This is a genomic window from Vulcanisaeta sp. JCM 16161 (genome assembly GCF_001316285.1).
The window spans coordinates 22,476-42,425 of the sequence record NZ_BBDO01000003.1 but is presented as its reverse complement, the minus strand read 5'-3'; the positions used below and the strand labels follow the sequence as shown (position 1 = coordinate 42,425).

The window sequence follows — 19,950 nt, the reverse complement described above, 5'->3', positions numbered from 1 at the left end:
TTCAAGAGGATTACACTGGGTTATGAGTACAGGAGGAGGGCTATCATGAAGGGCAATTCCACAAAGGTTAGGGAGGTTAGGAGGAAGCTGAGGAGACTCAGGGAAAGGGACAAGAGACTTAACGTAAGGAGGAAGTTGGCTAAGCTAATCGTCATGGAAGCAAAGGAGAGACGGTTAGCTATAGTCCTCGAAGACTTACCCAAGAGGGCTCCGGAGCACATGGTTAGGGATGTGGAGGATAAACAACTTAGGCTTAGGATCTACCGCTCAGCCTTCTCCTCGATGAAGAACGCAATTATCGAGAAGGCCAGGGAATACGGAGTCCCAGTAATCCTAGTCAACCCAGCCCACACCTCCTCCACCTGCCCCATCCACGGGGGCAGAATCGCCTACCCACCCAATGGGAGCGGTGCTCCAAGGGTGTAGGTGCGAGAAGGGTGGAGAACTGTGGCACAGGAACGTCGTAGCACTCTATAATCTAGTCAGAAGGGCTGGAGATGGGAGGCCCATGCCGTTGGCCTCGACGGGGTCCCATGACCCACCTGTGATCAGGATGAGCAGGTGGCTGAGGACCAAGTCCCTACACTCATGATCGAGTGTAGGGACAAACGGTTTACGTGATTACCTACTATTCCTAATAAATACGGCGCCATACCTAGTACTTATTCCATACCTGGGTATTTGGCTATTAATCCCATTAGTGCCACTCGCATTATTCATGGCCGAGGTAATGCGTGGGAGGGGTAGGTCTGCCGTGGCTAATGTTTCTGGAACCGCATTAATAGCGTCAACGTACTTAGCGTGGTACGTACTCGTGAGCGGCAACTTGGTGATTAAGGTAATAGTGGTGTCGATATTGTGGGTTACTTACCACGCATTCTCTGCGCTGTATGTGGAGGGTAAGCCACCGTTTAGGCAGAGTGTCAAGCCTTATCACTCATCGATTCTCTGGTTCATAAGCCTGCCAGCCCTGGCCTACGGGCTCTACATCGTTAGTGGATTATTGCCTTTAGTAGTGCTTATTGAGCCTACGGTTAGGGCGTTTATTGTTACTAAGGAGGGTAAGTTGCCAATGAATGATTTAAGGCGCAGGGTTAGGAGAATTGGTGTTGGGCTATTAATTGAGTCGTTGGTCTTAGCCTGTTTAATACTTGTCCTCATCTACGGATTACCGTGATTTCAACCCTGGTAAAGCAGTACGCCGGAGTACCAGTTGAGTGTTGAGCCTGGTGCTTGAATCGTGACCTGCCAGCATGGGTAATTACTAATGTTTATGGTTATCGTCTCCGTAGTCGTCGCGATCATCGAATACGCGGAAATACTTATTGATGTGCCAGGTACCGTATAGCAATAAACGGTCACATTGCCTCCGGAGGGCACGCTTATATTAATGAGCAATGCCTCAACAAGCGTTAGGTTACTGAATGTGAATAGGGTATATGATTGCTGGATGTACGTGTAAGGCGCACCGTATAATTGATAATACATGGCGACATGCCTCAATAATTTATTTAGTAGACCTATTATTTGGGTATTGTTATTGGCCACGTAATTACTCACGTTAATTACGGCATTATAAATGGTACTTTCAGCATTATTTACTGTTGATGTTATGTTGCTCTCAATATTATTTTCCGCAGTACTTATTGAGTTTATGATTGTTGAGTTAACGGTCATTAATCTATTAATTACCTTTGTAGTACTTCCATTTATTGCATTGATTATGCTTGTTGCGTTGACGCGCTGATAATAGTAAATATTTTCCAGGTATGTGGTTATTGCACCTAGGTAATTAACTAGGTTGTGGTATAGACTTCTCGTATAATTAAGTATTGATGATACCGTCATATTTATCGGCTCTAAATACTGCTGCTGCATTGCGCCCTCCTGGGCAAGTATGTTACCTGTATTTGTCATGATTGGGTTAAGGTAAATCGCCATTGATATTACAAGTAATGCAATTATCACTATTAAGAGTGCGAGTGTGTATCTCGCATTCCATGCCATGCTAAATTAATCAGTGGTTTCGAACTTATATGAGTTACCTTATATGAGTTACTGGAGTTAAATGGGTTTACCCAGTAGTTATGATATTGTGACTTATAGAGAAATAGTTATAAGGACATAAGTAGTAATAGGTCTAATGGGACCGAGTACTTCAGATGAGGTTGAACGGCTTCTCCGAAGTAAAATGAGTGATGAGATGTACCGAAGATTAATGGGCATTAGGAATCCTGAGCTTCATAAATTCATAGTCTGGGCTGTGGACCTGTGCAAGCCCGACTCTGTGTTTATAAACACGGGTAGCCCAGAGGATCTTGACTACATTAGGAGGAGGGCGATAGAGGTTGGTGAGGAGATACCGCTTAAAACGCCGGGGCATACGGTACACTTTGATAGTCCTTACGACCAAGCCAGGGCCCGTGAGGACACGGCCATATTATTACCTGGTGGTCAGAAACTGCCATTCATAAGGACTAAGGATCGTGATGAGGGACTGAAGGAAATACACTCATTGCTTAACGGAATAATGAGGGGTAGGGAGATGCTCATTGGCTTCTACTCGCTTGGACCCAAGGGCTCGCCTTTCAGTATATTGGCTGTTCAAATAACGGACTCCTACTACGTAATGCACAATGAGAACATACTATATAGGACTGCCTACGACGAATTCGTTAGGCAGGGTGAGAGGGCTAGGTTCCTCAAGTTCATTCACTCGCAGGGTGAGTTAAATGAGATGAAGCAGAGCAAGAACATTAAGCAAAGGAGGATATACATAGACCTACTTGACGAGACCGTGTACTCAGTAAACACTCAATACGGTGGCAATAGCATTGGCCTGAAGAAACTGGCCCTTAGGCTCACGATTAAGAGAGCAATGGAGGAGGGGTGGCTCAGCGAGCACATGTTCCTGATAGGCGTTGAAGGACCTGGGGGCAGGGTCACCTACTTCACTGGTGCATTCCCGTCATACTCAGGCAAGACGTCAACGGCAATGCTCGGCAGGTTAATTGGCGATGACCTCGCTTCCTAAGGAATGTTAATGGCGAGGTTAGGGCCGTTAACCCGGAGATAGGCGTCTTTGGAATAATCGAGGGTATAAACCCGGTTGATGACCCATTAATATATGAGGTATTGACAAAACCCAATGAGATAATATTCTCGAATGTGCTAATTACCGAGGATGGCGAGGTATACTGGAATGGGATGGGTAAGCCCGAGCCTGAAAAGGGCATTAACTACACGGGTAGGTGGTGGAGGGGGAAGACCGACGAGAGGGGCAACCCAGTACCACCATCCCATCCCAATGCCAGGTTCACGGTGTCATTAAAGGCCTTTAAGAACCTGGACCCTGCCTATGACGATCCAAACGGCGTCGTTGTTGGTGGAATAATATTTGGCGGTAGGGACCCAGATACGCTCGTTCCTGTTGTTGAGTCCTTTAATTGGGAGCATGGTGTGATCACGATAGCCGCGTCCCTCGAGTCAGAGAGGACGGCAGCGGTTATTGGTAAGCCCGGTGAGAGGGAGTTCAACCCAATGGCTAACCTTGACTTCCTATCCGTGGATCTGGGCATCTACATAGCGAATTATCTGAAGTTCGGTGAGGGCCTTACGAGACCTCCAAGGATATTTGGTGTCAATTACTTCCTTAGGGATGAACAGGGCAAATTCCTTAATAGTAAGGAGGATAAGAGGGTTTGGCTTCAGTGGATGGAGAGGAGGGTGCATAACGAGCTTGGTGCAATAAGGACGCCAATAGGCTATATACCGAGGTATGAAGACTGAGGTCCTGTTTAAGGAAGTGCTAAATAGGGAGTATAGGCCTGAGGATTACACGAAGCAATTCGCAATAAGGGCTACAAAACTCCTTGAGAAGATTGACAGGATCTGGAAAATATACTCGGAAATACCCACGACGCCAAGGAGGTTCTTCGAGGTGCTTGAGGAACAGAGACAAAGATTACTAGACGCCAGGAGTAAGTATGGTGATGTAATACCACCACAAAAGTTTGAGTGATTACAGGGCATTAATTCATTCAAAAACCATTAATTTATATCGAGAATCACCAAGATTAGCCGCAGCATTCATTACTATAACTCATCCCCTGTAGTTAGTGTTACTGCGCGCCCTCTATCAAGCCTTGTGGTTCTACCTATCCTGTGAATGTAAGTTTCTGGGTTGTTCGGTAGATCAAAATTAATCATTAGCTACGCATCAATTATATCTAAATCTCAGAGGCTAAATCCGTAGTTACTAATACGATATTTTCCATCCTCATCCCTAAACCTTCTTAATGCTCTCTCATGTACTGCTTCATGAAGACCATGAAGTAATAACGCATAGTACTCCCGGGACAACTATCTATGAGGTTTATATGCTCTCTCCCTTAATGTGAGGCAAATTGAGGTGCTAATTCACGGGTTGACACGATAATTAGGAATTCCGTAATTACTAACCATCGAATTCATAGTGGGCAGGAGATAAGCCGCGGTCTTACCACCACCTGTTCGAGCCTACATTGCAATATGTTCCTCTCTTAGTTCATTAAAATACCTCGTTCACTTAGCACCAATAAAATAGGCGTTAATAAAATGGAGCTTAAACAAGTTCTTCTAATTACCTGAGATAGCCCCGTGAACTAACGCATTAAGTTGCAGTAAATATTATTTAGGCATTAATGAAATAATATTGGCATAAATGGCGTCACGATGGTACGCAAGGGCTGAGCGGTATAAGGCATTGAGCAGGGACATGCTTAATAGAGGCTTTTATCCAGAGGCTTATTTCTTTGCCCAGCAAACTACTGAGTTTTACCTTAGCTGGCGCCAGGTTGTGCGGTGGGCTAAATCTATTTAGTCTCTTCGTGATTAGACAAGATAAAATAAGAAACTCATGTTCTGCGGGGCTTATGAAGCTAAATAGAGTTAGCCATAAATAACGGCGGAGTTACTCTTTTCCGTGCCACGCAGGAAGCAGGGCTATAACCTGACGCATGTACTAATCGCGTTGATGGCGAGGAAGGAAGTCGTTAGGGAGAGGGAACTACGCAGGTTATTCAGCAGGAGGGTCTACCCATACCTGATGCACCTCGAGGCTGCTGGAGTCATCACGATTAAGGACGGCGTGGTGGCAATAAACACAAGCTTCAAGGACTTGATTAATCTATATTTAAGGGACATCGAGAAAAATCACGCGTGAGCCGTTAGGTTTATCACGCGTTTTTTTTCCACAGGCCGTGAAGCAGTTTGCCTTTTCGGGTTTGGGTTGGGGCGTTATTTTTAATTTCCCGCGTGTAATTGCAACCTCACTATGATGTGCGGGGTGGGGCTAGACCCGATGACGTGTGGTGGACCGTCTGAGTGGTGATGATACGCCGGCACCGATGGGGGCCAGCCCACCCCGCTGTGTAATCACTAACTCAGTGGCTTTATAGATTTTTCTGTCGTGAAAGGGTTTTGAGCCGCTTCGCGTTGATTATACCTGCCGTGTATTGCATTATTTATTTTAACGCCTAGAAAGCTGCCTTTTATTGATGGCTCAGGGGCAGGTTGTTGGGTGTGATGGAAATGAAATTTGGTGGGCGTGTATTAATCGGGGTGATTTTCTCATTGAGGTTTATAGGAGGGTTTCTGAGGATTGGAGGTACTATGATAGGTTGCTTTGGGAGGTTCCCTTCGGCACCATCGCCGGCTCCTCATTGGTTGTTGCCTTAACGAAATTATTACTAGGCGATGAGGCGTGGATGAGCATTGCAGTGCTGTTGGCGCTGCAGATCCTAATACTCGTGATGACGCACCTAACAATAAAGGTCAGGTACTTCTCAATCGAGAGGGCTGAGTGCGTGAAGGAAATAGAGAGAAATTGCATAGAAACATTCATACCATACGAAACAAGGGAAGCCTGGAGGCGCTCAATCAACAGGGTAATCAACAACATCAGCAGGGTAATCCACCACACGTACTAGAGAAGAGGACGATAGACATAGCATTAATGGCATACGCAGCACTATCAGTTATAATAACGTTATTGATAGTCTCAATAATAGCCTCGAATATTCTTCATATTAGCATAGCACTATCATTATTATTGAGAGCTATTTTTTAGCTCCTCTTCTATTTTAGCTGCTTTAGTATTTATAGCATCTGCAGCGATATGCGGAATGACTCTATATTTCGTAATCCATTACATAATAATAGATCGTAGATTGAGAGGGGAGGCGGCAAAATCAAGCACCCGCTCAGGGTCATTAATGGGCCCTGTTTCCATTAGACGGGACTTGAAGCCGTTAAGCATAATCGAGGTAACGGAATAAGCCGGCAAAGAAACTAACCCACAAATCAGCACAGTAGGCATGGTGCGTGGCTTAAGTACCAATTCCTGAGTTCTTCGTGTCTTGGGCTCCAGTAGTGCTCGATTAGGACTCGGTACTCGGTTGGTGGTGCCCTTCCCTGCAGGGTGTTCACAATCGACTCGGGCACGCCCCTGCTGATCATCCAGGTTGCGAAGAACTTACGCAGCTCGTAAAGCTCAAAATCCCTGTTAAGGACTTGTTTGGCGGCTTCCTTAATCTCCCTCCTTAGCCTTGATTGGTCGAAGGGTAGGAACTTGCTCTTTGCCCTGGCTATGGCCTCATCACTCATCCATGGCGTTGCGCGCCAAGCATTCTCAATACTGCCTAGGAATCGCTCACGCCTGGCAGGTACTCACGCTTGATGAAGTCAAGCGTTTCCTGCCTAAGAAAGGCTATGAAGGCACGCTTTGTCTCAGTCACCTTGCCAATGCGTAGCATACCATGCTCAAGATCCACGTCATCCATTGTAACTAAGAAGGGCTCTCCTGGCCTTAGTCCAGTCTCCGCAAGGATGATGAAGTAGGTCTTAGCCTCAATGCTCTCTATCCTTTGGAGAATCTGCCTAAGTTCCTCGATTGTTGGTAGTTTTGTTTTGCTGTGATTCTTTGGTCTGAACACGGTGAATGAGTTATAGAGAAGACTAAACAGCCCGGGGTCCCTAGGCTTCAGTACTTCCTTGAGGAATGACTTCAGGCTGTAAGTCGTGTGCTTCAACACGTAGTCCTCATTATCCTCCTTCAGGCTAGCCAGGTACTCACGAATGTTCTCGGGGCTCAATACCCAATCCATCTCGGCCAAGGTCCTCTCAATGTACTTAACCTCAGTCCTAATCGTCTTCTCACTAACTCCCCTGAGCTTTTTAGCCTTGATGAATGCCTCAATGTCTTCCTTCGAGACAACCCACTGCCTGCCAACACTCCTAATGTAATCGCCGAGGTAACGCTCCATGTAGGAGAGGAGCAAATCCCTAAACTCTGGGTCAGCCCTGGCCCTAACAATAACCCTAATGATATCATTGACGCTCGCAGGCTCAACCTCGGGGACCTGACCAAGGAGTTTAGCCAACTCGTCAGGCGAGAGATAAGCCATCGCACGGCAGAGAAGGTCCTCAGTAACACGCCTCTTCCCAGAGCGAATCATCGAAATCAGGTTAAGAGTCACGCCCAAATCACGGGCCTTGACACGCCTCTGCTCCATCACGTAATTAATGATCCTAACCCTAACATCATTAGGAATCTTACTTAGGTCATAAAGCTGGCAATCAACCATACTGCACAAGCTGTTACAGACCCATATTTAAGGATACTGTAACAGGAAATACATCGAATTGTAACACAGTCAAGAAAAACTGAACAAGAAAATGGCGGGCCCGGTGGGATTTGAACCCACGACCTATGGGTTAAAAGCCCACCGCTCTACCTGGCTGAGCTACGGGCCCAGCCCTTATCTTTTTATCCTTGCCTTTTAAGGTTTTATGCCACTTTAGCTTTTTAATCTCGTTGTTCAAAATTACTCTGTGTCTTCAATAGTCGATGTTAGGCTTGGTGATTACCATGGTGAGTGGGTCTTGGATGGTGGTACTATTAAGTATGTTGAGCATATAGATGGTGATGTTATTGAGGCTGAGCTTGAGGGTTGTGGTGAGGATTACGCCAATTGCATAATTGAGGATGTTGTTAAGAGGCTTGGTGATGAGCTTAAGCTTCCCAGATCAGTCCTTGGTTCAGTGAAGGCTAGGCTTAAGGTCCTCGGCTTTCCCCTGGTGATTACTCTACGTGAGGAGGTTAATACATCGATTATCGAGTTTAGGGGTAAGAACGGTAATGCTCGGTTAGTCATTCATTACCAGCTCATTTCTTAAGTAGGATCGCCCTGAGCACTATGTATAATATGAATGCGACTATGAATATTACAAGGGCCAGTAGTGCTATTCCACCGAGCCCCAGCTTAACGTATGAGTAACTACCCAGGATACTGCCTAATCCCATGCCAAACCCAAGCACTAGGCTGTATAGGCCCATTGCTGAGCCCCTCATGCTTATTAATGCCTCGTCACCCGTTAACGCAAGTATTGACGGCACCACGGCAGACGCCATGAATATGAAGGGGGCTGAGACGGCGACGGCAACTATCGGGTTAACACCCAATAAGAGTAATACGGTTAGTATTACGAGGCCAATACTCACGCCGGTAACTCCAATACTCATTGTTTTTAGCCTACCAAGCCTATCTGATACGTAACCAAAGAATACGGAGCCCAAGCCAACCACGAGTGTTGCGCCTAGGAATAGGGCGCCAACGTGTATCGGCATCACACCCTTAATACTTCCTATGGCTCTTCCCGAGTATATCGCGGCACCCAATATCGTGGTTATTGAGAACCAAATGGGTAGCGTCGGTATTGCCTTCCTCGAAACACCTCTTAATGGATTTAGGTAAACCGCGCCTATGGTCGGTCTTGTCTCGATTATATAATTAAGGACTATTACGTAAAGCATGATCAACAGCACCAGTAGTGCTATGAATGCTATGGGCCCCCTAATCACCTGGTAAAGTATTGAGCCGATCATGTAGCCAAGCGCGTAACCAAATATGTTCATGAAGTCGAAGACGCCCATGCCCAACCCCCTGTACCCCCTCTCGGTTAGGTCTGTTATCATGGCTAGGGTGGATACTAGGACTAGGGCTGCGCCAAAGCCCATTGCGCCATTGAATATGGCGGTGGCTAGGGGATTCCTCAGCAGGGCTATTGCCAGGTATATAAGCGCCATGAACATCAGTATCCAGGTATACCCGAGTATCAATGTTAACCTCCTGCCCAGCCTATCAGCCATGTAACCCGCCACAAATGAGCTTAAGGCTTCGACGAATGGGTATGAGGCGAGTATTAGGCCGATCATTATGTTACTGCCTGGTGATAGGTAGGATATTAGGAATGTGTTTGCTCCTGATCCGATCCTAATCATTAGTATTGGTAGGTATGGTAATAACGTCCTGCCACTTCTCATTGATGCTAACGTGGTGCTTAATTCTTATTAATATTAATTTTAAGTAATGGTTCCTGGTATGGGTACTATACAATTAATTGATAGGTATTCAAGGCAGGTCGCGGTCATTGGTAGGGAGGGTCAGGAGAAGCTTTCGAGGGCCCGCGTGGCGGTCGTGGGCTTGGGAGGTCTTGGAACACTGGTATCGATGTACCTAGTCGGTGCTGGTGTTGGTGAATTAACAATAATTGACTATGACACAATTAGCCTTACAGACCTTCACAGGCAATTATTGTATAGGGAGGAGGATGTTGGTAAGCCGAAGGTTGAGGTTGCGGCGAGGAGACTTCATGACCTTAACTCAACCGTTAAGTTAAGACCTGTGAATGAGGCATTGACTAGTGAGAATGCCGAGGAGGTGCTTAAGGATGTCGATGTAGTTGTTGACGCACTCGATAATTGGTTAAGTAGGCAGATACTAAATGAGACAATCGTAAAGTTAAGGAAGCCCCTGGTCCACGGCGCGGTGAATGGTTGGTACGGCCAAGTATCAACGATAATACCGGGCAAGACCCCCTGCCTCTATGAACTGGTCCAGGTTAGGTCATTACCCCAATGCGTTGGTTATTGCCCCGTTGTCGGCCCTATAGTTGGTGTTGTGGCGTCAATAGAGGCCGCTGAGGTTATTAAGTTGATAACGGGTATTGGTGAGCCCCTCATAAATAAATTACTGATTATTGATGGTAAGAATTGGGTCATTGATGAGATAAAGCTAAGTAGAGTTGAGAATTGCCCTGTCTGCTCAAGATATCTTAAGGAAAAATAATTTTAAGGAATTAATTAGCCGGGTAACTGCTCATGAGGAGATTTTTATCGGCACTATGGCTAAGCTGAGCAATAGGCCATTGGCACTTTGCGATAGTGGTGATGTTGATGGCATAACGAGCGCAGCCCTATTCCTGAGGAAGTACCCAAATGGCGTTGTCGTCCTTGCAGCACCAAGCGAGGTTTATAGGTCCTGGTGGATTAAGCGTCTTTTCTGGACCTTCGTGGCTGACCTGCCATGCCCAGGTAAGGTCCTCATAAGGCTGATCACCACAGAACCAATAAGCCCTGTGCCAAGGTCGAGTTTTACGACCCGGAGGCACCCTGCTCAGCCCTCATGGCAATGAAGGCCCTGGACCTAGAGAACGACCCAATAGCCAACGGTCTTGTTAAGGTCGCCATTGAAACCGACACGGCCAATATAACGAGTGATGAGGCTGAGAAGCTCGACTTAGCTGTTAGGTTTGCGTCATACCCCGAGAAGATATTTATTGTTAAGAACCTGGCCGTTAATGGCTTCAAGCATTGAGTAATTCCAGGATTGGTAAATTGATTGAGAGGGGTTACAGGGCTAAAAAGCTCATGCTCGAGATTGCCGATAAAATACCGATTAAGGATATAATAAACATCTACAGCCCCATTGACTTAGGAATATCCTATAGGCAATTAACGATCGAGCTCCAGCACAGAGGCGCTAAGATGGTAAACATACTACTTAGGTTAAATAGGAGGACCTTCAGGTATTACTGTGGAGCCGATAAGAATGGTCCGTACGACTGCACAAGTGGCTACGAAGCTTGGCGGTGGTGGTCACAAGTATGCCTCAGGCGCCCAGTACAAGTCGCCATTCTTCAACCCAGGTAGGGGTGTCGAGACCTTCATAAATACGTTAAAGGCTTACCTAAACGTTGATAGGCTCGAGGTCCTCGAGTTGGCTAGGGATTCCGTAAGGATAATCACGTATTAAGTAATCAGCGCTTTGGACCATCGTCACTAATCGGTGGCTACCATTATCATCACCAGTAGTATCTAGGCTAGGTTAGAGAAAGTTCTTTAAATGTGTGCTTTCACGGTTTTGGCGGGTCTCCTTGGGTAGGGTCGTTGTTGTGGATCACCCATTGGCGCAGGCTGTATTGACGACTCTCAGGGATAAGAATACTAAGCAAATTGAGTTTAGGAAGGGCCTTGTTAGGCTTGGTAGGTTGATGGGTTATGAGATTGTGAAGTCCATGGACATAGAGACCGTTGAGGTGGAGACACCACTGGGTGTTAAGGCCAAGGGTGTTAGGATTAGGGATCTTGACCACATCGTAATTATACAGGTTCTTAGGGCAGCAATGCCATTGGTTGAGGGCTTGGTTAAGATATTCGCGAATGCTAGGATGGGTGTCGTCAGTGCAAGGAGGGTTGAGGAGTCCCACAGACCTGGCTCGCTGGACTTTGACGTTGAGATTACCTATGTTAAGGTGCCTAGGATATTTGAGGACGACATCCTCATCGTTGCCGACCCCATGCTTGCCACCGGCTCCACAATAACCTCGGTGTTGAAGCACGTCTTTAAGTATGGGAATCCGAAGAGGACGATTATAGTGAGCGTCATAGCCACTAAATACGGCATAGAGAGGGTTCTCAGGGAGTACCCATTTGCCGAGATATACACGGTGTCCATAGACCCTGAAATAAATGAGAAGGGCTACATAGTGCCGGGGCTTGGTGATGCCGGAGACAGGGCTTTTGGCGGTCCTTAAAATTAATCTCTTAATTGCGAGATGAGGCCCTGCTCATTACATAATTCAGGGCTTCATTAACCAACCCCTTCCTAGCCAATTCATTGAATTTCTCATCACTATCCAACTCCATGTACAGATTTAACCTAGTCCTTACGTCACTCACCACCTCCTTAAGCTTACTCTTAACTGCATACCAAACCCTAGCCATGTTCATTAACTCCTCATCCCCCCTAAGCATGTTCATTATCTTATCCAGCGTCCTCCTCGCGACAATGCCGCTAAGCCCCTCCGTCGTTACCGCAATCCTAATGCCATTAATTTCACCTTCGAAGGGGACTACGACCTCAGTCTCCTCCGCGTTAGTGGCGTCATTAAAGAACTTCCGCATACTCCTGGCCAACTCCCTAACCCTTCCATTAATTGCTGGGTCATTCGTCGCAATGACTACTAGGTCAGCCCACTCAATATTCCTCCTAAGCAGTTCCTCGTCATGAGCATCACCCTTATTAACTCCACCTTACCCTGTTCAGCGTAACGAATCAACTCATTGCTGAATTCGAGACTTAACACCCTGACATTGGCGCCAGCCAGGAGGAACTTAATAGCCCTCCTAGTGCCAACACCGCCACCCCCAACTACCAATACATTCTTACCACTAAACTCTATGAAAAGCGGTACCCTCACAATAACCTAGGTTACTAAGTCAATTAATTATTTTTACTTACACCTCCCAAATGCAATGTATTAAGGACTAGGTCCCTAATCTTAATAATGGTATTGAGTGAAGGTAGTTCCTCATTAACGACTAGATCAGCGTTCCCAGCACTATCCCTAATCCAGGTGCAGTCATTGATTAGTAAGCCATGAACTGCCCCAGGCACGTTTGACATCACCAATTGCCTAATGGCGTTATCGCCACTAAACCCAATGACCAACTTAGGGTAACCAACCATACCTAAGTCGAAACCAAGCATTAAGACCAAGTCATAATTACCCCTCTCGAGTAGTTTATTAACGACCTGCTTAATCCTTGATTGATTACATGGTAAATGGCGCCTCGGCATTACCACCTCAATACCCGACTTCGCAAGCACTACGGCTAATATTGAGTAGAATTGAGGCTTAACACCCGGTGGTGGCAATAACAGCGTAATGCCATTGATGATTTTTGGACTAAAGATCAGTACATCATCATTAACATAAACCCTATATTCATCACCACTAAATATCTCAATCATCGTAGGAAACATGGATATGATACCTTAAATAACATTACTTTTTGAGGAACTCCTCGAGCCTCGCCCTAACCTCAGGCTTTAATGACTCCTCAGCGAGTGTGTTCAATAATTCATCCCACCTACCACTAACCTCATTAATTAGTGAGGAGATCATTAACCTCTTAATCGTTTTGTAAACGCCGTGGGGTACAGCACCGATCTTATTAATAAGTTCCAGGGATATCCTCAAGCCCTCATCAACATTTTCAACAACCCTATGGACAAGACCCCAATTAACAGCCTCATCGGTACTTAACCTGAAATCCCTGTCCAGGAAGAACCTGGACCTAAGCATGCCGAAGAGGTAAGGCGCGAAGGCCGGCGTCACGGGCACAAGGCCGTACCTAATACCGGGCAGGGAGAATTCAGAGCCTTAACCGCAACGACTTGGTCAACGAAGTATAGAAGCTCTGTTGCGAATCCATAGGCAGAGCCATTAACAAGGGCAACGACAGGCTTCTCGCAATTAGCCACAGTAATAGCTAAGTCCTTAATTGCAGAGAAGTACCTCCTGGCATCCTCAATGGATTTAAAACCATATATCTCAGCTAAATCGAGACCCGCTGAGAACACCTTACCCTCACCAGTAATTATGACACCCCTATAATCCCTACAGCCAGTCATTACTGCATCCTTAGCCCTTAGGGTTAACTCAAGACTGAACGCATTCCTCTTCTCCGGCCTGTTCAATTTGATAATTAATGAACCATCCACCGGTTTTGTAGCCACAACGCTCATAAAGAGAGCCCCACGCATTAAAGAACTGGCTCAATAATAATTTAACCTATCCAACTCTTAAATTACGAGTAACCCTTATAAAAGCATTCTAAGACGTAGTGAGGGCATCTTGGCACACCCAACGGACAGGTTGGAAGCCGTTAAATACGACGTAAAAAGAGGCCAGGTTGAATTAACCAAGGGATACCCAGAGGAGAAATTCCTATGGAATGTTGACTTCCACCCAACACCAATAAGGAAGAGGAACTGGGACTGGTATACCTATGCAGCCATTTGGTTTGGCATGGCCTTCATAGTGCCCAGCTGGTCATTAGCCAGCGTCGGCTATCCTTTGGTCTGGGGACACTGGACTCAATACTCCTGGTGTTCCTAGGCAATGCAATAGTCTTAATACCAATGATAATACAAAGCCATGGCGGTGCCAGATATGGAATACCAGAGCCCGTCTTAACTAGGACTAGGTGGGGAGTATATGGCGCCATATTCCCAAGCTGGATCAGGGCAGTCATTGGGGCTGGTTGGTGGGGGATAGAGACCTACATAATGACTGAGGCAGCCGTGTATATACGCCGTATTGACCCATAAATTAAGCGTGATAGAGGGCTACGTTGCCAAGGGCATTGCAAGCCCATACACATTGAGCCTAGCCTTCCCACAGGTCTTCTGGACAACATTCGCAGCAATAATACTACTTCAAATAGCGTTACTATACTTCTCGCCAGTGCCCGAGGCGCAACCAGCCCTTAAGTGGTTTGCAAGGCTCGCGGCGCCCCTGGTGCTCCTCGGCTTCGTAATACTGTGGTACAACTTCATGAGCCTATCCCACTGGAACTTCGGGCAGATATTCTCGCTTAAGCCACAGTGACTGGGGTTAATTACTGGGTCATGTGGTTTGCATTCCTTAATGCAAACATTGCCTATTGGGCCACGATGCACTATCAATGCCCGACTATACAAGGTTCGCCAAGAGCCAATTCGCCCAGGCCGTTGGTCAAGTGCCCATGCCCTTCATGATGCTCCTAATAGCGTTGCTTGGTGTCATGACTACTGGCGCTATAGAGCAGGTATACCACGTAGCCATTTGGGACCCAATACTCGCATCAACACTATACCTAAGCCCAACACTTGCGGTGTTACTGAATACCCTGTTCCTACTGGCCACGTTCTCCGTTAACGTGTTCGCAAATACCGTCGGTCCAGCATACGACTTTGCCAATACATTCCCAAGAAAACTCACCTGGTTCAGAGGCGCATTAATAGTTATTGCGGTATCAGTGATACTTGGTGCATGGACTTACTACGGCTCAGCCTATGGTTACCTATATAATTGGCTTTTGACGTATGGTGGGTTGTTGGGCTCCGTTGAGGGCATCATAATATTTGATTACGCATTAATAAGGCGCTTCAAGTTTGAATTAACGGACGTATTCTGGAGCAAGGGCAGATTTAGGTATTGGAGGGGTATTAATCCGGCGGCATTCATAACCTTCGCAATAGTGGAGTTCATAATTTACGCACCCTTCATACCGTACCACAACATAATATTTAGCAATTCATGGTTACTATCCTTCCTACTTTCGGGCTTAATATACGTACCACTAATGACGCAGTGGATCATGCCCAGGTACCAACCTGAGCTGAAAGGTTCAATATTTAGGGGAGGTTACGTAAGTAATGAAGTGATGACGGTATTTAATAGAAATACATAGAATAGTCACGATAGTCACGCTAGATTAAATTAATCAAATTAATCTCCTTTTATCTCACAATCCTCGTCCCAATACGACCCCTGATGATATCCCTAGCCCTACCCAGCGGTCCTATGTATGCTGCTTTTCCGCCATTCCTTATGAACCTAATGGCTGCCAGGACCTTGGGTCCCATACTACCTGGTGGGAATTGACCCTCGTTGTAGTACTTCTCGAGTTCATCAACGGTGACCTCCGTCAACCTCATCTGGTTGGGCTTCTTGTAATTAATATATACGTAATCCACGTCAGTCAGTATCAGTAGGTAATCGGCATTAATGGCATTTGCCAACACCTGGCTTGCCAGGTCCTTATCAATGACCGCCTCAACGCCACTAACCTCATCATTACTAATGACTGGGACCCCACCGCCACCCACGGCGATGGCACATAGCCCTCCCTCAACAATAACCTAATTAGGTCAAGCTCCATGATACCCATCGGCTCTGGTGATGGCACGACCCTCCTGAACCCACCACGGGAGTCCCACCTGAAAACCCAACCCTTTTCCCTAGATAATTTATCAGCGTCCCCTTATCATATATTGGACCTATGTACTTAGTTGGGTTTTGAAAGGCTGGGTCATTTTTACTGACGATTGACCGTGAAATAACAATGACGGGCTCCGCCGAATACCCCGCCGCAGGAACTCGTTAGTCAGGGCATTAGCAATTAAGTAGCCCATCCAACCCTCGGTGGCCGCATCAATCATGTCCAGGCTCAGGTAATCACCAACCTCTCAGCAAGCAAACCCGCCTGCGGTCCATTACCATGAGTAACAACGACATCGAACCCCTCCCCAATCATATCAGCAACGTCATTCGCGGCCAACCTAACCCTCTCCCACTGTTCCTCGGGTGAACCAACCCTAGCACCCTCCCTCGCGAAGGCATTCCCACCCAGCGCAATTACAGCGAGCACACACCAAAGCCATTATACACATTTATATTTATTTCGTATTATTATACATACTACGCATTATATCTATACTTAAGTATATACATACCTTATTATTCCTCACCTGATATTGTTGTAATACAACCGTATTCTCCACGACGAAAAGTATTACTTTTAAATATTGTATACGACGTATACGTTAGATGCTCAAGAAGATAGGCGATATCATGCATTTATCCCACGACAGGAGATTCGTGATAAAGCTATCAACAACACCCCCACTCGGCATTACCGTCTATAACTACGCAATGAAGAGGCTTGGGGTTTATATGATATCATAGGCCCCGTAAACTCACCCTACGGCTTGGTTAAGTTGGATCCCCAATTATCAAGGCCCGAGGATTTCGTGGGTAAGTCCGCATACGTTAGGGATATAGACCTAAGGAGAAGGAGGGGTGGTGGCCATGGTCACGGCAAATAAGCTAGTTAAGGCGGAGAGGCTCGTGTGCCCCAATTGCGGCTCTACGGACATAGTATTCGACCCAGAGAGGGGCGAGTTAGTTTGTAGGCATTGTGGCCTAGTGATTGAGGAGCACGTGATGGACTTAGGGCCTGAGTGGAGGGCGTTTAGTGGCGATGAGGCTTTGGTGCATGAGAGGCTAAGCCAATAAGCCTGCATTGCCTGGTCAGGGCCTTGGTAACTCCGTGATCAGCATGAAGCCTAACCTAATGCTACATAGCAAGTTGAGGGCGTTGATTAGGCTTAATAGGTATAATCAGTATCAATATACCGAGAGGAGGATTGCCGAGTTACTTGACGTGATTAAGCCCGTCAAATATGAGTTGAATCTGCCCGATAATGTGATTGACGAGGCCATGATCCTCTTTAGGCAATTGGCGAGTAGGCATGACTCAGGGGTGTCAGGACTAAGGACCTTGCCCTGGTCCTACTCTACGTAGCCTGTAAGAGGTCTAAGGTTGTCTGCCCACTCCGTGAGTTGAGGAATGCATTAAATGTTGAGAGGAGCAAGAGGATTAGTAGGTTGCTTGGTCTCGTTAGGGAGGTCGTTGGTAACGGTGATGTGGTCATAAAGAGCCAGGAGGAGCTCGGTAGATTCCTCCAGAGGGTGATTAATGCGCTTAGGCTTAATGAGGACATTAGGTACCACGTGACGAAGCTCGCCATGGAGATCATAAACGAGGGCCAACGTAAGCGCCTAACCAATGGCAGGACCTTCTACGCGCTCGTGGCTTCGGCGGTCTACATAGCCGTAACCCTAATGGGCGTTAGGAAGAGGCAACGTGATGTTGCTGAGGCGTCTGGCGTGACTGACGTGACGATTAGGAATCGCTATAAGGAGGTTGTGTCCAAGATAAATATAGTCATTGAGGTCTAGCCCCTTTGTGGCGCTGTCTATCTTTACGTTAAAAGTAATTAATTCCTTCTAGATCTTTTGGCATGACTTAGATGGTCGTGATGTGATTAGAAATTTTTAAAGAGATGTGTTTTGTCGCCTTTGTTCGTGAGTAGTGACGTGTCCTCATTAATTAAGGAGTTGAGTGATAAGGAGACGAAGATCCTAGAGGAGATCTACAAGGCTGGCGGTGAGATAATGCTTAGGGATATTTGGAGGGTCATGGGCATCAAGAGTAAGGCGGGTATGCCATTCATTAACAAGCTTGAGAAGAGGGGTTTGCTTGCCAAGGAGAATGTTGGTAGCGGTAAGAGGGTCATGTATAGGGTTAGGTTGACCGAACTGGGTATGGCCGTGGCCAGGGAGTTGACTGAGGCAGGTTCGTTAATGAAGGTCCTAACGTACGACCTACTGACGAAGATACCCTGCTTCTACTGCCCATACATCGACATATGCGGGACCACCGATGAGATAACGCCTGAGAAGTGTGAGTATCTTAATAAGTGGATTTATGAGATGATTAGGAAGGGGCCTGCCCAATAGTTAAAATTAAATTAATTGTCGCATTAGTAGTTGGTAATGTCTAGGGAGTTATACAGGGTATTCATTGCCGTGGACCTAACGGACAAGCTAAAGGACCCAATAATCAGGATGCAGAGAGACCTCATGAGTGCGGGTGTCGATATGAAGCCCGTGGAGCCCGAGAACCTACACATAACCCTGAGATTCATTGGCGAGATAAGTAGGGAACTCGTTGAGGAGTTGAAGAAGAGACTCAGCAATGTTAAGTATAACCAATTCACAATGCACATCAGAGGAATTGGCGCATTCCCAAACATAGAGAGACCAAGGGTTATCTGGGTCGGTATCGAGGAGGGCGCCAAGGACCTAATGAACCTTCACGAATTAATAATGAAGCTCACAGGAGATATTGGAGAGAAAGACGAGAGAGACTTCGTACCACACATAACCATTGCAAGGGTTAAATACGTGAGAAACAGGGATAAGTACATGAAGGTGGTTAGAAAATACGAAAGCGCCGACTTCGGGATACAGCTCGTAGACTCAATAAAACTCAAGAGAAGTGTATTAACACCAAAGGGCCCGATATATAGCGATTTAATGACAATAAAACTATCATGATCATTAACCCTAACCCCTCACCTGCTTCACTGACCATGTTGATGTTACCGAGATTTATGACCTAAATAATTGCTAGATTAATAGTGCAAGTATCTAATGATCATGAGGGACGTAAGTAAAACTCGCTTTATACATGTACATAACGTAACACCTATATTCTTCCCATCATAATATTAATCCCGAATGTTTAGGTCAAAAGTTCCTCATTATGCATTAATTCCATTTACCCTGGCCTTATTCATAACGTATGAATAATGAGTCGTATAACACATTTTACTTATTAATGATTCAACGCTTCAGTATATACTGCAAAAACGTAACTAACATTAGGAAGTACTTACTACTCCGCAGCTGTAAATAACGTGCTCATATATCCATGTGATGGCTCATCTTTATGCGGTATTGATTTAATGAGTGATAAGCCAAGGTTGGTTTTCCAAATTAGTAACTTAAGTGGCGTTGTGCACGATATGAATGATTACGGCATGGTACTTAGCCAAGGCAATTATGGCATTACTTTAACGGTGATAGAGAATAACTGCATGAGTATCAGAAGATAGTGATACCGATAAACCTACACGCTGAATTAGGCGAGTACTGCTTGAGCCTTAGTCCTATGGGTAAGGACATAGCCGTACTGTGGTATATCCATGCGGTATATCTTATGGCGTTTATAGGTATAAGGAATTAATAACAGTCATAAACATAACGAGCGATTCCGTAATTCATGAATTCATAAAGCCACTGAAGCTACCTGTGATAAACTCACCAAGCCCGAACTCCATACTTCCATAATATAACGCCCACACTCACAATCAATGATAGGCACTTCCT

The 19,950-nt window shown here is 46.1% G+C and carries 31 protein-coding genes, 1 tRNA gene and 3 pseudogenes; 24 read left to right on the top strand and 11 right to left on the bottom strand.

What is annotated here, in order from left to right; genetic code table 11:
* Positions 1-45 precede the first annotated feature (45 nt).
* A complete protein-coding gene (locus JCM16161_RS15175) occupies positions 46-426 on the top strand; it encodes an IS200/IS605 family accessory protein TnpB-related protein (RefSeq protein ID WP_243669239.1) in 381 nt (126 codons plus the stop codon).
* A gap of 304 nt (positions 427-730) precedes the next feature.
* Positions 731-1,177, top strand: coding sequence for a hypothetical protein (locus JCM16161_RS04235; RefSeq protein ID WP_243669237.1), 447 nt, complete (start codon positions 731-733; stop codon positions 1,175-1,177).
* A 2-nt stretch (positions 1,178-1,179) separates the two neighbouring features.
* Here the strand turns inward: JCM16161_RS04235 and JCM16161_RS04230 are convergent, their stop codons facing one another.
* Positions 1,180-2,007: a hypothetical protein gene (locus tag JCM16161_RS04230; protein WP_054855100.1), complete on the bottom strand. Its 828-nt coding sequence runs from the start codon at positions 2,005-2,007 to the stop codon at positions 1,180-1,182.
* Positions 2,008-2,218: 211 nt separating this feature from the next.
* Here JCM16161_RS04230 and JCM16161_RS04225 point away from each other — a divergent pair.
* From JCM16161_RS04225 to JCM16161_RS04210, 5 genes and pseudogenes are all read left to right on the top strand, one after another.
* Positions 2,219-3,789 (top strand): annotated as a pseudogene (locus tag JCM16161_RS04225) (phosphoenolpyruvate carboxykinase (GTP)).
* Positions 3,779-4,021, top strand: a complete 243-nt coding sequence (locus JCM16161_RS15170) for a hypothetical protein (protein WP_243669235.1) — start codon at positions 3,779-3,781, stop codon at positions 4,019-4,021. Before JCM16161_RS04225 ends, JCM16161_RS15170 begins: the two are co-directional and overlap by 11 nt.
* A gap of 735 nt (positions 4,022-4,756) precedes the next feature.
* Positions 4,757-4,861, top strand: a complete 105-nt coding sequence (locus JCM16161_RS15165) for a hypothetical protein (protein WP_243669581.1) — start codon at positions 4,757-4,759, stop codon at positions 4,859-4,861.
* Positions 4,862-4,963: 102 nt separating this feature from the next.
* Complete coding sequence (locus JCM16161_RS04215) at positions 4,964-5,203, top strand: hypothetical protein (protein ID WP_054855099.1); 240 nt, start codon at positions 4,964-4,966, stop codon at positions 5,201-5,203.
* A gap of 334 nt (positions 5,204-5,537) precedes the next feature.
* Positions 5,538-5,969: a hypothetical protein gene (locus JCM16161_RS04210; RefSeq protein WP_054855098.1), complete on the top strand. Its 432-nt coding sequence runs from the start codon at positions 5,538-5,540 to the stop codon at positions 5,967-5,969.
* A gap of 373 nt (positions 5,970-6,342) precedes the next feature.
* Here the strand turns inward: JCM16161_RS04210 and JCM16161_RS04205 are convergent, their stop codons facing one another.
* The 3 genes from JCM16161_RS04205 to JCM16161_RS04195 all read right to left on the bottom strand — a co-directional run bounded on the left by JCM16161_RS04205 (position 6,343) and on the right by JCM16161_RS04195 (position 7,794).
* Positions 6,343-6,645, bottom strand: a complete 303-nt coding sequence (locus tag JCM16161_RS04205; RefSeq protein WP_054855097.1) for a hypothetical protein — start codon at positions 6,643-6,645, stop codon at positions 6,343-6,345.
* Positions 6,646-6,680: 35 nt separating this feature from the next.
* Entirely contained in the window at positions 6,681-7,625 is a 945-nt protein-coding gene (locus JCM16161_RS04200) for a tyrosine-type recombinase/integrase (RefSeq protein WP_054855096.1), read from the bottom strand.
* A 92-nt stretch (positions 7,626-7,717) separates the two neighbouring features.
* Positions 7,718-7,794, bottom strand: a tRNA-Lys gene (locus JCM16161_RS04195).
* A 78-nt stretch (positions 7,795-7,872) separates the two neighbouring features.
* Between JCM16161_RS04195 and JCM16161_RS04190 the strand changes: the two genes are divergently transcribed.
* Entirely contained in the window at positions 7,873-8,217 is a 345-nt protein-coding gene (locus tag JCM16161_RS04190; protein ID WP_054855095.1) for a hypothetical protein, read from the top strand.
* Here JCM16161_RS04190 and JCM16161_RS04185 read toward each other — a convergent pair.
* On the bottom strand, positions 8,207-9,364 hold the full coding sequence (locus tag JCM16161_RS04185; protein WP_054855094.1) for an MFS transporter: 1,158 nt from the start codon (positions 9,362-9,364) through the stop codon (positions 8,207-8,209). The two genes, JCM16161_RS04190 and JCM16161_RS04185, sit on opposite strands and share 11 nt — an antisense overlap.
* A 58-nt stretch (positions 9,365-9,422) precedes the next feature.
* On the opposite strand from JCM16161_RS04185, the gene JCM16161_RS04180 reads away from it, so the two are divergent.
* From JCM16161_RS04180 to upp, 5 genes are all read left to right on the top strand, one after another.
* A complete protein-coding gene (locus JCM16161_RS04180) occupies positions 9,423-10,169 on the top strand; it encodes a HesA/MoeB/ThiF family protein (protein ID WP_243669233.1) in 747 nt (248 codons plus the stop codon).
* Positions 10,170-10,248: 79 nt separating this feature from the next.
* Complete coding sequence (locus JCM16161_RS15160; RefSeq protein ID WP_243669231.1) at positions 10,249-10,515, top strand: hypothetical protein; 267 nt, start codon at positions 10,249-10,251, stop codon at positions 10,513-10,515.
* Complete coding sequence (locus JCM16161_RS15155) at positions 10,512-10,697, top strand: hypothetical protein (protein ID WP_243669229.1); 186 nt, start codon at positions 10,512-10,514, stop codon at positions 10,695-10,697. The genes JCM16161_RS15160 and JCM16161_RS15155 overlap by 4 nt, the downstream gene beginning before the upstream one ends.
* 219 nt (positions 10,698-10,916) lie before the next feature.
* The gene (locus JCM16161_RS15150) at positions 10,917-11,135 is read left to right on the top strand and encodes a hypothetical protein (protein ID WP_243669227.1); all 219 of its coding nucleotides are present in this window, start codon (positions 10,917-10,919) and stop codon (positions 11,133-11,135) included.
* Between the two features lie 121 nt (positions 11,136-11,256).
* On the top strand, positions 11,257-11,916 hold the full coding sequence (gene upp / locus JCM16161_RS04170) for a uracil phosphoribosyltransferase (protein WP_054855093.1): 660 nt from the start codon (positions 11,257-11,259) through the stop codon (positions 11,914-11,916).
* A 10-nt stretch (positions 11,917-11,926) separates the two neighbouring features.
* Here upp and JCM16161_RS04165 read toward each other — a convergent pair whose 3' ends face one another.
* From JCM16161_RS04165 to JCM16161_RS15140, 5 genes and pseudogenes are all read right to left on the bottom strand, one after another.
* Positions 11,927-12,286: a hypothetical protein gene (locus JCM16161_RS04165; RefSeq protein ID WP_054855092.1), complete on the bottom strand. Its 360-nt coding sequence runs from the start codon at positions 12,284-12,286 to the stop codon at positions 11,927-11,929.
* A gap of 3 nt (positions 12,287-12,289) precedes the next feature.
* Positions 12,290-12,582 (bottom strand): annotated as a pseudogene (locus tag JCM16161_RS04160) (bifunctional precorrin-2 dehydrogenase/sirohydrochlorin ferrochelatase); the annotation flags it as partial.
* A 23-nt stretch (positions 12,583-12,605) separates the two neighbouring features.
* Positions 12,606-13,136, bottom strand: coding sequence for a hypothetical protein (locus JCM16161_RS04155; RefSeq protein ID WP_054855090.1), 531 nt, complete (start codon positions 13,134-13,136; stop codon positions 12,606-12,608).
* A 34-nt stretch (positions 13,137-13,170) separates the two neighbouring features.
* Positions 13,171-13,509 (bottom strand): hypothetical protein, encoded by a 339-nt coding sequence (locus JCM16161_RS15145; protein WP_243669225.1) that lies wholly within the window; start codon positions 13,507-13,509, stop codon positions 13,171-13,173.
* Positions 13,500-13,913 carry an enoyl-CoA hydratase/isomerase family protein gene (locus tag JCM16161_RS15140; RefSeq protein ID WP_243669223.1) on the bottom strand — a complete coding sequence of 138 codons (414 nt, stop codon included), beginning with the start codon at positions 13,911-13,913 and terminating at the stop codon, positions 13,500-13,502. Before JCM16161_RS15140 ends, JCM16161_RS15145 begins: the two co-directional genes overlap by 10 nt.
* Positions 13,914-14,022: 109 nt before the next feature.
* Between JCM16161_RS15140 and JCM16161_RS15135 the strand changes: the two genes are divergently transcribed.
* Genes JCM16161_RS15135 through JCM16161_RS15120 form a run of 4 tightly spaced genes read left to right on the top strand, consistent with a single transcriptional unit; the run spans position 14,023 to position 15,622 of the window.
* Positions 14,023-14,286: a hypothetical protein gene (locus tag JCM16161_RS15135; protein WP_243669221.1), complete on the top strand. Its 264-nt coding sequence runs from the start codon at positions 14,023-14,025 to the stop codon at positions 14,284-14,286.
* Positions 14,187-14,498 carry a cytosine permease gene (locus tag JCM16161_RS15130; protein WP_243669218.1) on the top strand — a complete coding sequence of 104 codons (312 nt, stop codon included), beginning with the start codon at positions 14,187-14,189 and terminating at the stop codon, positions 14,496-14,498. The genes JCM16161_RS15135 and JCM16161_RS15130 overlap by 100 nt, the downstream gene beginning before the upstream one ends.
* Positions 14,499-14,505: 7 nt before the next feature.
* Complete coding sequence (locus tag JCM16161_RS15125; RefSeq protein WP_243669216.1) at positions 14,506-14,778, top strand: hypothetical protein; 273 nt, start codon at positions 14,506-14,508, stop codon at positions 14,776-14,778.
* 55 nt (positions 14,779-14,833) lie between these two features.
* Entirely contained in the window at positions 14,834-15,622 is a 789-nt protein-coding gene (locus tag JCM16161_RS15120; RefSeq protein ID WP_243669215.1) for a cytosine permease, read from the top strand.
* A 49-nt stretch (positions 15,623-15,671) separates the two neighbouring features.
* Here JCM16161_RS15120 and JCM16161_RS04140 read toward each other — a convergent pair.
* Positions 15,672-16,582: pseudogene (locus JCM16161_RS04140) on the bottom strand (carbamate kinase).
* 179 nt (positions 16,583-16,761) lie between these two features.
* Here JCM16161_RS04140 and JCM16161_RS15115 point away from each other — a divergent pair.
* From JCM16161_RS15115 to JCM16161_RS15095, 7 genes are all read left to right on the top strand, one after another.
* Positions 16,762-16,899: a hypothetical protein gene (locus JCM16161_RS15115; RefSeq protein WP_243669213.1), complete on the top strand. Its 138-nt coding sequence runs from the start codon at positions 16,762-16,764 to the stop codon at positions 16,897-16,899.
* A 123-nt stretch (positions 16,900-17,022) separates the two neighbouring features.
* Complete coding sequence (locus tag JCM16161_RS15110; RefSeq protein WP_243669211.1) at positions 17,023-17,229, top strand: hypothetical protein; 207 nt, start codon at positions 17,023-17,025, stop codon at positions 17,227-17,229.
* Positions 17,230-17,236: 7 nt separating this feature from the next.
* The gene (locus JCM16161_RS15105) at positions 17,237-17,518 is read left to right on the top strand and encodes a hypothetical protein (protein ID WP_243669209.1); all 282 of its coding nucleotides are present in this window, start codon (positions 17,237-17,239) and stop codon (positions 17,516-17,518) included.
* A gap of 38 nt (positions 17,519-17,556) precedes the next feature.
* Positions 17,557-17,955: a hypothetical protein gene (locus tag JCM16161_RS15100; protein ID WP_243669206.1), complete on the top strand. Its 399-nt coding sequence runs from the start codon at positions 17,557-17,559 to the stop codon at positions 17,953-17,955.
* A gap of 126 nt (positions 17,956-18,081) precedes the next feature.
* The gene (locus tag JCM16161_RS04125) at positions 18,082-18,516 is read left to right on the top strand and encodes a MarR family transcriptional regulator (protein WP_054855089.1); all 435 of its coding nucleotides are present in this window, start codon (positions 18,082-18,084) and stop codon (positions 18,514-18,516) included.
* A 36-nt stretch (positions 18,517-18,552) separates the two neighbouring features.
* Positions 18,553-19,116, top strand: a complete 564-nt coding sequence (thpR, locus tag JCM16161_RS04120; protein WP_054855088.1) for an RNA 2',3'-cyclic phosphodiesterase — start codon at positions 18,553-18,555, stop codon at positions 19,114-19,116.
* A 639-nt stretch (positions 19,117-19,755) separates the two neighbouring features.
* Positions 19,756-19,911, top strand: a complete 156-nt coding sequence (locus JCM16161_RS15095; protein WP_243669204.1) for a hypothetical protein — start codon at positions 19,756-19,758, stop codon at positions 19,909-19,911.
* The last annotated feature ends 39 nt before the right edge of the window (positions 19,912-19,950 follow it).